Raw genomic sequence first — 13,665 nt, forward strand, 5'->3', positions numbered from 1 at the left:
CCCTCGTCCCGTTCGAACGGTTCGTGGAGGAACGCAAGGCGCAGGGAGAAGGAAATCGCGAAAATCGCAAGGAGGAGCACCCACTCCTTCCTCGCAAGGCATCCCGTCCATCGCGGCTTTGCGGTCGGGTCCCGAACGGGATCCGCGGGTTGGATCCTGTGCATCAGGCCCGGAACGGATTTTTCCGGATGATCGTCTGGTTCCGGTCGGCGCCGACCGACACCAGCGAGACCTCCACGCCGGTGATCTCCTCGAGCGTCCGGACGTACTTCTGGGCCGCCTTCGGCAGGTCGCCGAACTCGCGGGCAGAAGTGATGTCCTCCTTCCACCCTTCCATCTGCTCGTAGACCGGCTTCGCCGCCTCGAACTCGGAAAGGGACAGGGGGACCTCGTCCCGGCGAACGCCGTCGATCTCGTACGCGACGCACACCTTGATCCGGGGGTGGCCGGAGAGGACGTCGAGCTTGGTGAGCGCCACGCCGGAGAGGCCGTTCAGCCGGTTGGCGTATCGGACGACGGGGGCGTCGAACCACCCGCACCGGCGGGGGCGGCCCGTCGTGGAGCCGTACTCGTTCCCCCGGTCCCGGATCCGCTGACCCTCGTCGTCGAACAGCTCGGTGGGGAACGGCCCGCCCCCCACGCGGGTCGCGTACGCCTTGGACACCCCGATCACCGCGCTCACCTTCGTCGGGCCGACGCCGGAACCCGTGCACGCGCCGCCGGCCGTGGTGTTCGACGACGTGACGAACGGGTAGGTGCCGTGGTCGATGTCGAGCAGCGTCCCCTGGGCCCCCTCGAAAAGGACCTTGGCGCCGTGCCGGATCTCCTCGTTGATGAAGCGCGACGTGTCGATCAGGTACGGCTTCAGCCGCTCCCCGTGCGCGAGATATTCGTCGTACGTCGCCTGGAACGGGACCTCGGGCACGCCGTAGTAGCTCTTGAAGAGGAAATTCTTCAGCTCCAGATTCGCACGGAGCTTCTCCGACAGGGCGTTCGGCTGGACAAGATCGCAGGTCCGGATGCCGACCCGGGCGATCTTGTCCTCGTAGCACGGCCCGATCCCGCGGGCGGTGGTCCCGATCTTCCGGTCCCCGAGTTTCTCCTCCCGCGCCTTGTCGAGGACGATGTGGTACGGGAGGATGACGTTGGCGAGCAGCCCGAGCTTGAGCTGCGAATCGTCGGCGAGGTGTCCGCGCTCCTTCAGCCGGTCGATCTCCGCGAGGAGCACCTTCGGGTCGACGACCACCCCGTTGGAGATGACGCACTTCTTCCCCGCGTGGAGGATCCCGGAAGGGATGAGATGGAAGACGAACTTCTCCCCCTTGACCACGAGGGTATGGCCGGCGTTGTTCCCGCCGGTGGGCCGCACGATCGTGTCGGCGAACTCGGAGTAGATGTCGACGATCTTTCCTTTGCCTTCATCGCCCCATTGGGCGCCGATCACGATGACGCTTTTCAATACGGTTCGCCGCCTTCCCGGTTTCCCGGCAGTCTAGAAGGTCAGGTAGTTCGCCGCGGTGATGTTGGGCAGTTTCCGGAGCTGCGCCAGGACGTTTTCCGGCACCGCGTTGTCCACGTTGATGAGCGACACGGCGGTACCGCCGACCTCCTTCCGGCCGAGCTGCAGGCCGGCGATGTTGATCCCCTTCTCCCCCAGGAACGTGCCGACGCGGCCGACGACGCCGGGGACGTCCTGGTTCTGGAGCATCAGGATCCCCCCCGCGAGGTCCGCCTCGATCAGGAACGCGTCGATCTGGACGACCTTGGGGGCCCCGGCGAACACGGTGCCGGAAACGGACAGCTCCCCCTTTTCCGTCACCGCGATGACCCGCAGCAGGCTGGCGTACGGATCGGACTTCGGGGCCTTCGCCTCGCTCACCTTGATCCCCCGCTCCTCCGCCACCATCCGGGCGTTCACCAGGTTCACTTCCTCGGTCTGGTACTGGAGCAGCCCCTTGAGCACCGAGATCGTGACCGGGGCGGTGGCCAGCTTCCCCACTTCGCCGTGATACTCGACCTTGAGCTCCTTCACCGGGGCGTTCAGAAGCTGGCCGAGGAAGGCGCCGAGACGCTCCCCCAGGAGAAGGAACGGTTTCAGCGTGGGGAGCAGTTCGCCCGCGACCGACGGGAAGTTCACGGAGTTGCGGATGGTCCCTTTCTTCAGGAAGTCGCAGATCTGCTCGGCGATCAGGACCGCCACCTTCTCCTGCGCCTCCGTGGTGGAGGCGCCCAGGTGGGGCGTGAGGATGACGTTCGGATGGGAAAGAAGCGGAAGGTCGGTCGGCGGCGGCTCGGTCGCGAACACGTCGAGCGCCGCGCCCTTCACCTTCTTCGACTCGAGCGCCGCCAGAAGGTCGGCCTCGTTCACCAGCGCGCCGCGGGCGCAGTTGACGATGCAGACGCCGTCCTTCATCTTCGCGATCGTCCCGGCGTTCACCATTCCCTTCGTCTCGGGAGTGAGCGGCGTGTGGAAGGTGATGAAATCCGACCGCCGGTACAGGTCGTCGAGGGTCACCATCTCGACGCCGAGCCGCCCGGCGTCCTCCTTCGACACGTACGGGTCGAACGCGATCACCGTCATCTTCAGCCCCAGCCCCCGTTCCGCTACGACCTTGCCGATCGCGCCCAGCCCGACCACGCCCAGCACCTTGTCGGTGAGCTCGGCCCCCATGAACTTGTTCTTCTCCCACTTCCCCGCCTTCATCGACGCGGTGGCCTGCGGGATCTGGCGGGCCAGCGCCATCATCATCGCAACGGCGTGCTCCCCGGTGGTCACGGTGTTTCCTCCCGGGGTGTTCATCACGACCACGCCCTTCTTGGTGGCCGCCACCTTGTCGATGTTGTCGGTGCCGCTCCCCGCGCGCCCGATCACCTTGACCCGGGAGGCGTTCTCGAACGACGCGGCGGTCGCCTTGGTGGCGCCGCGGACGACGACTCCGTCGTAGTTGCTGATGACCGCCGCCAGCTCCTCGGGCGTCATCTTCCCCTTGACGTCGACCTCGATCCCTTCCTTGATGAACACGTCGATCCCGACCTGCTGCAGGTTGTCCAGCGCCAGAACCTTCATGGTCGTCGTCTCCTATGGGAGGATATCGGCAACGGTGCAATCGAACACCCGTTTTTAACAAAGGGCCGTGGAAAAGTCAATTGCGCGCCCGCGCCGGTTGCGTTATATTCCTGTACCGTGTCCAACGGATCGCATTCCACCGATGCGCCGCCCCAGGGGGATTCGAGACCCCCGCCGACGAGCCTGGCCCGAAGGATCGTTTTCCTGGCGGGATCCGCTTTCCTGTCCATCGCCGCCCTCCTGATCGCCGCGGATTACTACCCCCGCGGGAATCCGCACGCCCATTTCCAGTCCGGAAGCGCCTGCCCCAAGTGCCACCTCATGGCGCGCGGCGCTCCCGACACCGGCCGGTTCTCGACCGACGCCGACGAATTCTGCATCGGGTGCCACAAGAAGGAGTCGCTCGGGATCAGCCACCCCCGGAACGTCCGGCCGAGCAACAGGTTCTGGAAGATGAAGGTGCCGGGCGATTTCCGCCTCGACGACGACGGCAGGATCATGTGTCTGACCTGCCATACGGCCCACGGGCCGCACATCTCGACGATCCGGGCGTTCCCGAAGCAGAAGCCGGTATCCACGAACTCGACGGGGGGGCCGTACTTCAAGACGATCTTTCTTCGGAAATCGAGTCCCGACAAGGGGTGGCAACCGCTGTGCAGCGGGTGCCACGAGGAGATGTGATGACCCCAACGTCGCCCCCGAAGCAGAAATTCCGCCGGAAGATCTTCTATGTAAATCCCCGGTTCCAGGGGGGAGCGGCCCTCGTCTTTTCCGTCGCCGTCGTCATCGGGGGAGCGCTCTTCGGAGGACTGGTGTACCGGGACATGCGACAGGCGCTCTGGGAAGCCTCCATGCAGGGGCACTACCAGATGGCTACGCCGTTCGAGATCGTCCGGGAATCCCTGTTGTGGCACCTGGCGGGGCTGTTCGCGGGAATTTCCGCTCTCGGACTGGTCGTGTCCCTGCTGATCGAACGGGCGACGAAGTCCGGGATCAGGCGGTGCATCGAAGTGTTCCGGGCGTCGGCGGAGGGGGATCTCTCCACGCCCACCGGCGATGCCGGTTTGTCCGAATTCGCGCGGTTCGGGCAGCACATCGACGCCGCGCGCCTCCTGACGCTGGCCCAGGTGCGGGAGATCCGGGAAGAGGCCGCTTCGCTCGCCGGCGGCGTCTCCACGGAGGAATTCGGTCTCCGGTGGGAGGATCTGAAGCGGAAGATCCGGAGGGTCGCGACATGAACCGAACCGTTCCCGACGGAACCGCCCCCCTTCTCGACCGGGGCTACCGGTTCCGGTTCATCCTCAAGCTTTGCGTGAATTTCGCGGCCGGCGTGGTGGTCCTGTTCGGAATCCTCTACTACGGCCTGTCGAGGCCCCTTGCGGAGGACTACTCGGGAGTCTTCCACGCCCTCCGGAACCTGACGACGTTCCTTCGCCCGATGATCGCCACTTCGGTCCTGGCGTACGTCCTGCTCGTGTGCGGTGCGACAGGGGCGCTTTGCGTCTACGCCCTGCACAAGGTGGCCGGACCGCTCTACCGGATGGAGCGCGTGATGGAAGGGTACCGCGCCGGGGAGCCGACGCGGACGGTTTCGTTCCGCGACGGCGACCAGATCGCGCCGCTGGCGACCGCGTTCAACGCCTGGACCGGGAAACTTCGCCAGGATCGCCAACGATGGCTGTCCGTGCTGGAAGGAGCGGAGCGGGCATCTCTCGGCGACGAGTCGACGCGCAAGGCCAGGATGGAGGCTGCGCTCCGGGAGATCGAGGCGGATCTCGGGCGGTATCGTTAGGCGGGCTTGAAACGAAAAAGGGCAGGGGGATTGTGTCCCCCTGCCCGCGCGTCCCGAAAACCCTTGTGGGGCCGGACCGCTTTCCGATAAGACTTTGTTACTTCTTCTCCGCCGGCTTCGCTGCGGGAGCGGGGGCCGCCTTCGCGGAGTCCGCCTTCTTCTCGGCCTTCGGGGCCTCCGCCTTCTTCTCGGCCTTCGGGGCATCGGCCTTCTTCGCCTTCACGGCGCTCACCGACTTCGCGGTGCCGTCGGCGTACTTCACGAGGACCTTGTCCCCGACCTTGAAGTCGCCCAGCTTCACCTTCTCGCCGGCCTTCAGATCCACGTTCCCCTTCTTCCCCTTCACCGTGAAGGTGCCGGCCGCCGCGTCGAGCGCCTCGATCGTGCCGGTGACCTGCTGGGTCTTCGGCTTCGCGGCCTTCTCGGCCTTCTTCTCGGCCTTGGGGGCCTCCGCCTTCTTCTCCGCCATCGGGGCCATCTTCTTGTCGGCCGCGGGAGCCGGGGCGGCCGCCTTCTTCTTCATTTCCGATTCCTCCACAAGGGATTTGGTTTGCTGCAGGAGGGATGATACAAGGACGGTGCCAAACTCGTGGGGGTCCATAACCATGGGAATCGGAAGATTATTTTATTTGACCCCCCACGCTACGCCGCACCCTCATTCCCCAAAGGGAGCATCGTTTCCCCATTTGGGGAATCCCTGCGAGCCCCCCTCCTCACGTCAGGATGCGATGATTCCGAACTTCCTCAGACGATAAATGTAGGCCTTGTAACTCATCCGGAGCAGTTCCGCGCCACGCGCATGCACCCCTCCCGACCGCTCCACCGCCTGCCGGAGCAGGTGCTCCTCGACCTTCTCGAAATCCACTCCCTGCGGAGGGAGGTCGAACGCCTTGGCCGGGACGTCCCCCTGCCCTCCCTCCATCAACTCGCGGGGGAGCTCCTCCGGACCGATCCTGCCGCCTTCCGCGAGGACCACGGCGCGCTCGATCACGGAGGACAGTTCGCGGATGTTCCCCGGCCACGAGTACCGCATCATGAGCCGCATCGCCTCCTTCGTGATCTCCCGGACCGGCGGCACCCCCTTCTCCCCGTGCTTCCAGAGAAAATGTTCCGCCAGCAGCGGGATGTCCGAGATCCGTTCGCGAAGGGGCGGCAGGTTCAGCTTCAGGATGTTGAGACGGTAGAAGAGGTCCGCGCGGAACCTTCCCTCCCGGACCGCCTCCTCCAGGTCCCGGTTCGTCGCGGCAACGATCCGGACGTTCACCGGGATGTTCTCCTTCGCCCCCACCCTCCGGATCTCCTTTTCCTGGAGCGCGCGGAGCAGCTTCGCCTGCGTCTCGAGCTTCACCTCCGCGATCTCGTCCAGGAAGATCGTGCCCCCCTCCGCGGCCTCGAGGAGTCCGATCTCCCGGCGCACCGCCCCCGTGAAGGCGCCGCGCTCGTGTCCGAACAGCTCGCTCTCGAAGAGCGTGTCGGGGAGGGAGGCGCAGTTCACCGCGAGGAACGGCTTCGCGCTGCGCCCGCTCATCGAGTGGACGTTGCGCGCGATCACCTCCTTGCCCGTTCCGCTCTCCCCCGTCAGCAGGATGGTGCTCTCGCTCCGGGCGACCCTCGGAAGGATCCGCTTGATCTCCCGGATCCCGGCGTGCTCGCCCAGGATCGGAACGGTCCCCGGAAACAGTTTTTCGGAGAGCACCCGGTGGGACTCGCGCAACCGCCGGTTTTCTATCGCCCGCTCCATGATGATCAGGAGGCGGGCCCTGTCCACCGGCTTCTCGAAGTAGTAGAACGCCCCCTTCTTGATCGCGTCCACCGCGGTCTGGATCGTTCCGTACGCGCTGCTGAGGAGGATCGGCATCCCCGGGTTCCGGGCGAGGACGGCGTCGATCAGCTCCTCCCCCGTCATCCCCGGCATGACGAGGTCGGTCAGCACGAGGTCGACCGCCTCGCGCTCGAGGATCCGCAGCGCCTCCTCCCCCGCGCCGGCCAGCAGCGGGGTGTACCCCTCGCTTTTCAGGATCGCCCCGAGGATCTCCCGCTGGTTCCGCTCGTCGTCGACGATCAGCACCGTGCCCTTCATCCGGCCGCCTCCCCCGGGGGGCCGGTCGGCAATACGATCCGGATCCGCGTCCCCTTCCCCGGCTCCGACTCGACCTGGATCTCCCCCTGGTGGGCATCCACGATCTTTTTCGTGAGGACGAGCCCCAGACCCAGCCCGGACGCCTTCGTCGTGAAGTACGGCTCGAAGATCTTCCCCCGGTCGCCCTCCCCGATCCCGACGCCGGTGTCCGCGACGAGGATGGAGTACTTCCCGTCCTCCATGGGGCCCGCCGAGACGGAGAGCTCTCCTCCGTTCGGCATCGCGTCGATCGCGTTGACCACCAGGTTGAGCGCCGCCCGCCGGATCATGTCCGGGTCGACGACCACCTCCCCCCCGTCCCGGAAATCCGTCCGGCACGCGATCCGCTGCGCGTCGAGGCGCTCCCTCGCCATTCCGACCACTCCCTCGAGCAGCTCCGTCAGGCGCACCGGGGCCCTCTGCGGCTCCGGAGGCCGTCCGTACATGACGAAGTTCGTCACCAGGTCGTTCAGCCGGGCGATCTCCTCCTTGATGCGGACGATGATCTGCCGCTTCTCCCCTTCCGCCTCTCCGGACACCCCCTGCGTGACCGCGTCGAGGTGGTCGACCGCGAGGCCGATGAAGTTCAGCGGGTTGCGGATCTCGTGCGCGACGCCGGAGGAGAGGTTCCCGAGGTGGGAGAGGTACTGGCTTTCCCGGACCTTCTCCTCCAGCGCCCGGTTCCTGCGCAGCCGGGCGATCATCTCGTTGAACGCCCTCGTGAGCCGACCGACCTCGTCCTTCCCCTCCACCGGAAGCTCCTCGGAGAAATCCCCCGCCGCGACGTTCTCCGCGGCGTGCGCCAGCTTCTCGACCGGGGAGACGTAGTGGGAGGAAATGCTGACCGCGAGAATGAGTCCCAGCGAGAAGATCAGGATGGTGCTGAAGAACCGGAGATAGATGTTCTTCCGGATCGGTTCCGTGAAGTCGTCGATCTGCATCCGCACGTGGATGTACCCGAGCGTGTCGCCCCCCACCTTCACCGGGACGACGAGGTCCTTCGACTGGATCTTCTCCCCCATGTCGTCCCCGAAGGTCGCGGTGATCACCAGCTTCTCGGGCGGCAGCTTGACCTTCGCGGGCCTCCCGATCGCCTTCGGGTTGGTGCTGTCGATGACGCCCATGTCCTCGCCGACGATCGACACTTCGCGGATCCCCGATTTCTTCAGGGACTCGACGTAATGCTGCAGCCGGTCCTCCTCGGAGGTCCCGGACGTCGTGAGCTGGTCGACGCTGACGCTGATCGCGTTCGACAGGTCGAGGAAGCTCTTCTCCAGCTCGTGTTTGAGCGCCTCGCGCCCGAAGAAGTACGGGATGAAGACCGACCCGAGGGAGAAGGCGAAGAGGATGAGCATGACCGTCGTGAGCTTGAACTGCAGCCCGCGGTCGCGGAACGGAATGCCGGGGAACCGGACCTTCATGGAACCTCCAAAAAAGCGGCTCCCGGGGGCGTGCCCCCCGGGAGCCGTGCTTCACCGTGTTGCCATATCCGTCACCCGCTGTGATTTATCCCCCGAACGCCGGGACCGTGGCCGCCCTTGCCAGCGGGATCGCGCCCGAGGCCCCCGCGGCCTGCCGGACTTCCGAGGCGATCCGGGCGACCCGCGCGAAGTACGCCTCGAAGGAGGAGGCCGCATGCCGCTCCGTGGTCGCCCCGTCCGCGGTCGCCACCGTTACGTCGACCGAGCCGTCCGCGTTCGGAACCGCCGCGATCTCGCGGACCGGAACCCCCGCCGCGCTCTCGACCGCCGTCACCTTCCCCCGCCCGTCGTCCCGGATCCGGAGGGTGGACACCAGCGCGTCCCCTTCATACCGTTCGACGGTCGCCACCGTCGCCTCGCCTTCCCGGGAGAGGGTCAGGACCGCCTTCCCGTCGCCCTGGGCGTACGTCTTCGTCACCGGGGCGGAGGTGACCGGGTTGTCTCCCGACCAGAACTCGATCGTGTTGAAGATGAGGAAGTCGAGCAGCGCCGCGATCCCGTACACCGGGACGATGACGAAGATCCACGTCACCGCGCTCCGGACGTACTTTTCATCGATCGACTTGTTGATGTCGTACACCTTCCGGGTCAGCTGGAATTTTCCGAAGCACCCCGTGGCGAACGCCCCCAGGGAAACCACCAGCAGCAATGCGACCACCTTGCCGAATCGGTTCGTCCGCATGCGCCACCCCCCGTCGGATTTGTCTGTTACCGGACTATTGTAGTTCCTCGCGGGAGTGCGGCACAATCCCGAACGGGGTGGAACGCCGGTGGTGTAAGATGCCGGGATGACCGGGGGAACCTGCGTTGCGTGACCGTTCGCGGAAGTACATCAAGCCGATCCTGTTCCTCCTGCTCGCGGGCGCGGCGGCGTACATCGTTCTCTTCACGCCGGCCGGGGAACTCTTCCGCACTCCCGCGGGGAGGAAGGCGCTCGTGGAGCGGCTGGACACCCTGGTCCGGTCGACCGGCCCGCTCGGTGCGATCGTCTTTATCCTGGTGTACGCCCTGGGGACCCTCGTCGCGCCGGCCTCGCCGTTCTCCATCGCCGGCGCGATCATCTTCGGGAAGTTCCACGGGATGTTCTACAACCTGGCGGCCGACGTCCTGGGGGCCTCGATCGCATTCTTCCTGGGAAGGTATTTTCTCCACGGGGTGGCGCGGAACTTCCTCGAGACGAAATTGCCGTGGCTCGACCGGAAGGCGGTCGAGGAGGGGTTCTCCGTCGTCTTCTACCTGCGGATCTTCTGGTTCCCGTTCATCGTCCTCAACTACGCGGCCGGGGCCACCCGGATCCGGTTCCGCGACTACTTCCTCGGGACGACGATCGGGCTGATCCCCCCGGTCTTCATTTTCACCTATTTCGTCGGGGCGATGAAGGAGGTGCTCGCTTCGTATCGGAGTCCCGCGGACCTTCTCACGCCGCAGACCATCGTCCCGGTGCTGCTGCTCGTCGCCTCCTTCTTCATCCCCGCCGTCGTGAAGCGCTTCCGCAAGGACCGCATCCCGCAGTGATCTCGGTGGTGATCCCGACGCTGGACGAGGAGGCGGCGCTTCCGGAGACGATCCGGTCGTGCCGGAAGGCGGGCGCGTGCGAAGTGGTCGTCGTGGACGGCGGAAGCGCGGACCGGACGGTGGAGATCGCGCGGAGGATGGCCGACGCGGTCGTGTCGGCGCCCCGGGGACGGGCGGCGCAGATGAACGCGGGAGCGGCCGCGGCCCGCGGGGAGGTCCTGCTCTTCCTGCACGCGGACACGCTGCTCCCGCCCGGCGGCCTCGCGGAAGTTGCGGGGGCGCTGGAGGATCCGGCCGTCGTCGGGGGAGGGTTCCGGGTGGAGCTCGCGGCGTCGGCGGCGGCTTCGGCCTACGTCCGTGCGGCTCTCCGGCTGGCCGGAATGGGGATCAACCTCCGGTCCCGCGCGACCCGTTCCTTCACGGGCGATCAGGCGATCTTCGTACGCGCGGCGGCGTTCGGGGAGATCGGCGGCTACCCGGAGATCCCGCTGATGGAGGACGTGGAGCTTTCGCGCCGGATGACGCGGATCGGGAAGACCGTGCTGCTCGCGCCGCGCGTCCGGCCCTCGGGGCGCCGGTGGGAGGCGTGGGGACCCGCAAAAACGATCGCGCTGATGTGGCGACTGCGGGTCGCCTACCTGTGCGGAAGGTCGCCCGGATGGTGCGCCGAACGGTATCGCCGCGGGCCCGCGCGCGTCGCCGGCCGCCGACTACGCTGACGGCTCCCAGGTCAGGAGGAGCGGCGTGAACGGGTTCGCGAGGTCCGGGTGGCGCGGCAGCACGCGGGCGGCGAACCCGTACCGGCCGCTGCCGGTGCACGGGATTTCCACCCGGTACACCTCCTCGTCCCCGTCCCTGCCCTCGTGGCGCGCCGGAAGGATCGTCCCGTCCCGCACCTCGCCCATCGCGGTGTACCGTCCGTAACGGACTTCGACGGCCACGTCGGCCGGGGCAAGCGTGCCGAGGCGCAGCCGGACGGCGACCCCGACCGTGTCTCCCACCCGCATGTCCTTGTGCTTCCCGATCTCCTCCACGCGGATCTTCACGCTCGGCCACGCGGAACGCACGCGCGACCGCCATGCGGCCAGCCCGCGGGCCGCGGCGCCGTTTTCCGCCGAGAGCCGCGCCCCTCCGCGGTGCGCGGGGATGTACGAAAGTTCCGCGTACTCCCGGACCATCCGGTGGGTGTTGAACCGCGCCCCCAGCTTCCGCATGGACGCCTTCATCATGGCGATCCACGCCCGGGGGAGGCCGCCGCGGTCCCTCTCGTAGAACAGGGGGACGATCTCGTTCTCCAGAAGGTTGTACAGCGCCTCGCACTCCACGCGGTCCTGTTCTTCCGCGTCGTCGTACACCTCCCCGCTCCCGATCGCCCACCCGACGTCCGGGGAGTACCCCTCGTCCCACCACCCGTCGAGGATCGACACGTTCAGCGCGCCGTTCGCCGCGGCCTTCATCCCGCTGGTCCCCGACGCCTCCAGCGGCCGACGCGGGGTGTTCAGCCACACGTCCACCCCCTGCACCATGTACCGGGCGACGTTGATGTCGTAATCCTCGATGAACACCAGGCGGTTCCGGATCCTCGGATCGGAGGCGAAGTGGATGACGGAGCGGATGATCTCCTTCGCCGGCAGGTCCTGCGGGTGGGCCTTCCCCGCGAAGATGATCTGGACCGGCCGCTTCTCGTCCGTCAGCAGCCGGATCAGCCGGTCGGGCTGCTGGAACAGGAGGTTGGCCCGCTTGTAGGTGGCGAACCGCCGCGAGAAGCCGATGGTCAGCGTCTCGGGACTCAGCACCTCTTCCGCGGCCCGCTGCAGCGCCATCCCGGCGCCCTGCCGGTGGAGCTGGTCCGCAAGCCGCTTCCGGACGAAGAAGGTCAGCCGCTCCCGGCGCGTCTCGTGGATCCGCCACATCTCGCCCGGGGGGATCGCCTCCACCCGCTCCCAGACGGAGTGGTCGGCCGGCTTCTCGAGGAACCGGGGGCCGAGGTACCGCTGGTACAACTCCCCCACCTCGTGGCTGAGCCACGTGCGGGTGTGGACGCCGTTGGTGATCCCGCGGATGGGGACCTCCTGCTCCGGCAGCTCCGGCCAGAGCTCCTTCCACATCCGGCGGGAGGTCTCCGCGTGCAGGCGGGCCACACCGTTGGCGTACGCCGCCGACCGGAGCGCGAACACGGTCATCCCGAACTCCCCGTCCGCGGCGGCGCGGATCTGCCCCAGCGACAGCATCTCCTCCCACGGGATCCCCAATGCGCGGACGTCCCGCTCCAGGTATTTCCGCAACAGTTCCGGCGCGAACCGCTCGTTCCCGGCGGGGACCGGCGTGTGGGTCGTGAAGACGCTCGACGCCATGACCACCTCGTGCGCCTCGGGGAACGAAAGCCCCTGGGCGGACATCAGGTCGCGGATCCGCTCCACGATGAGGAACGCGGAGTGCCCCTCGTTCATGTGGTAGACGGTAGGCGCGATTCCCAGCGCCTTCAACGCCCGCACGCCGCCGACCCCCAGCAGGATCTCCTGGCGGATCCGCATGTCCCGGTCCCCCCCGTAGAGGGTCGACGTGATCTCCCGGGAACGGTCCGAGTTCCCCTTGAAGTTCGAGTCGAGCAGGTACAGCGGAGTGCGGCCGACGTCCGCGCGCCAGACCCGCGCGCGGACCGCCTCGCCGCCGATGTTCACCTCGATCGCCAGCGGCTGCCCGTCCTTGTCCTTCTCCATCGTCACCGGCATGTTGTACCAGTCGTTGTCCGGGTACAGCTCCTGCTGCCACCCGTCCAGCGACAGGATCTGCCGGAAGTACCCCTTCTGATAGAGGAGCCCCACTCCCACGAGGGGGACGCCGAGGTCCGAAGCCGATTTCAGATGGTCGCCGGAGAGCACCCCGAGCCCTCCGGAGTAGATCGGGAGCCCCTCGTCGATGCCGTACTCGCAGGAGAAGTACGCGACCCGGAAACCGGCTTCCCCGCCGTGCGCCTCGGCGAACCAGGAAGGTTTCTCGAGGTACTGGCGGAGCGACCGGTGGACCCGCTCCACGTTGGCGACGAAACTTTCGTCCTTCGCCGCCGCTTCGAGGTCCGCGAGCGGGATGGTCCCCAGCATCTGGACCGGGTTCTGGTACGACCTCTCCCACAGCACCGGATTCAGGCGGATGAAGAGCTGGACCGCCTCCCAGTTCCAGGAGAACCAGAGGTTCCGCGCAATTTCCTGGAGGGGGGCGAGTTCCCCGGGGATGTTCGGGCGGACGTGGAAGTGGCGGACGCGCATGGAAACCTCGCTGGAAGTGTCTTGCACACCAATAAACATCAGGCACGGCCGCAAGTCAAACCCGCCGCGGCGGAATCCCCCGGGTCCCGGGAACGTCGCGCTAAATCTTTTCCCGGAATCTTCCGAAGAGGGTTCCGATGAACCCGACCGTCTCCTTCGACCAGCTCCTCAAGGCGAACCGGGTCCTCGGGACTCTGATCGAGGCGTCCCCGCTGGCCATCGTCACCTTCGATCCCCAAGGGGTGGTCACGATGTGGAACCCGGCCGCCGAGAGGATTTTCGGGTGGACCGAGGAGGAGGCGGTCGGGAATCGGCTCCCCTTCGTTCCGGCGGACAAGCAGGCGGAGTTCCAGGCGCTGCGGGAGCGGGCCCTCCGGGGAGAGGTGTTCACCGAACCGGAGCTGCACCGCAGGAGGGCCGACGGC

Annotated in this window: 13 protein-coding genes; 6 read left to right on the forward strand and 7 right to left on the reverse strand. The window is 66.9% G+C overall.

What is annotated here, in order from left to right:
• Positions 1-163 precede the first annotated feature (163 nt).
• Positions 164-1,459 carry an adenylosuccinate synthase gene (locus HZB86_07945; protein ID MBI5905468.1) on the reverse strand — a complete coding sequence of 432 codons (1,296 nt, stop codon included), beginning with the start codon at positions 1,457-1,459 and terminating at the stop codon, positions 164-166.
• A 33-nt stretch (positions 1,460-1,492) separates the two neighbouring features.
• A complete protein-coding gene (locus tag HZB86_07950; protein MBI5905469.1) occupies positions 1,493-3,067 on the reverse strand; it encodes a phosphoglycerate dehydrogenase in 1,575 nt (524 codons plus the stop codon).
• A gap of 117 nt (positions 3,068-3,184) precedes the next feature.
• Between HZB86_07950 and HZB86_07955 the strand changes: the two genes are divergently transcribed.
• From HZB86_07955 to HZB86_07965, 3 genes are read left to right on the forward strand one after another with little or no spacing between them, the layout of a single operon-like run.
• A complete protein-coding gene (locus HZB86_07955) occupies positions 3,185-3,748 on the forward strand; it encodes a cytochrome c3 family protein (GenBank protein MBI5905470.1) in 564 nt (187 codons plus the stop codon).
• A complete protein-coding gene (locus tag HZB86_07960) occupies positions 3,748-4,305 on the forward strand; it encodes a methyl-accepting chemotaxis protein (GenBank protein MBI5905471.1) in 558 nt (185 codons plus the stop codon). Before HZB86_07955 ends, HZB86_07960 begins: the two co-directional genes overlap by 1 nt.
• Positions 4,302-4,859 (forward strand): hypothetical protein, encoded by a 558-nt coding sequence (locus HZB86_07965; protein MBI5905472.1) that lies wholly within the window; start codon positions 4,302-4,304, stop codon positions 4,857-4,859. Before HZB86_07960 ends, HZB86_07965 begins: the two co-directional genes overlap by 4 nt.
• 97 nt (positions 4,860-4,956) lie before the next feature.
• On the opposite strand, the gene HZB86_07970 is transcribed toward HZB86_07965, so the two are convergent.
• The 4 genes from HZB86_07970 to HZB86_07985 all read right to left on the reverse strand — a co-directional run bounded on the left by HZB86_07970 (position 4,957) and on the right by HZB86_07985 (position 9,141).
• Positions 4,957-5,382, reverse strand: a complete 426-nt coding sequence (locus tag HZB86_07970) for a hypothetical protein (protein MBI5905473.1) — start codon at positions 5,380-5,382, stop codon at positions 4,957-4,959.
• Between the two features lie 195 nt (positions 5,383-5,577).
• Positions 5,578-6,939: a sigma-54-dependent Fis family transcriptional regulator gene (locus HZB86_07975; GenBank protein ID MBI5905474.1), complete on the reverse strand. Its 1,362-nt coding sequence runs from the start codon at positions 6,937-6,939 to the stop codon at positions 5,578-5,580.
• Complete coding sequence (locus HZB86_07980; protein ID MBI5905475.1) at positions 6,936-8,399, reverse strand: HAMP domain-containing protein; 1,464 nt, start codon at positions 8,397-8,399, stop codon at positions 6,936-6,938. The genes HZB86_07975 and HZB86_07980 overlap by 4 nt, the downstream gene beginning before the upstream one ends.
• 85 nt (positions 8,400-8,484) lie before the next feature.
• A complete protein-coding gene (locus HZB86_07985) occupies positions 8,485-9,141 on the reverse strand; it encodes a DUF3332 family protein (GenBank protein ID MBI5905476.1) in 657 nt (218 codons plus the stop codon).
• A gap of 125 nt (positions 9,142-9,266) precedes the next feature.
• Between HZB86_07985 and HZB86_07990 the strand changes: the two genes are divergently transcribed.
• Positions 9,267-9,974: a TVP38/TMEM64 family protein gene (locus tag HZB86_07990; protein MBI5905477.1), complete on the forward strand. Its 708-nt coding sequence runs from the start codon at positions 9,267-9,269 to the stop codon at positions 9,972-9,974.
• A complete protein-coding gene (locus HZB86_07995; GenBank protein ID MBI5905478.1) occupies positions 9,974-10,693 on the forward strand; it encodes a TIGR04283 family arsenosugar biosynthesis glycosyltransferase in 720 nt (239 codons plus the stop codon). Before HZB86_07990 ends, HZB86_07995 begins: the two co-directional genes overlap by 1 nt.
• On the opposite strand, the gene glgP is transcribed toward HZB86_07995, so the two are convergent.
• The gene (gene glgP / locus HZB86_08000; protein MBI5905479.1) at positions 10,685-13,240 is read right to left on the reverse strand and encodes an alpha-glucan family phosphorylase; all 2,556 of its coding nucleotides are present in this window, start codon (positions 13,238-13,240) and stop codon (positions 10,685-10,687) included. The two genes, HZB86_07995 and glgP, sit on opposite strands and share 9 nt — an antisense overlap.
• A gap of 137 nt (positions 13,241-13,377) precedes the next feature.
• Between glgP and HZB86_08005 the strand changes: the two genes are divergently transcribed.
• On the forward strand, positions 13,378-13,665 hold a 288-nt coding region (locus HZB86_08005), incomplete at its 3' end, for a PAS domain S-box protein (protein ID MBI5905480.1).

The organism is Deltaproteobacteria bacterium, assembly GCA_016234845.1.
Taxonomy (GTDB): Bacteria; Desulfobacterota; Deferrimicrobia; order Deferrimicrobiales; family Deferrimicrobiaceae; genus JACRNP01.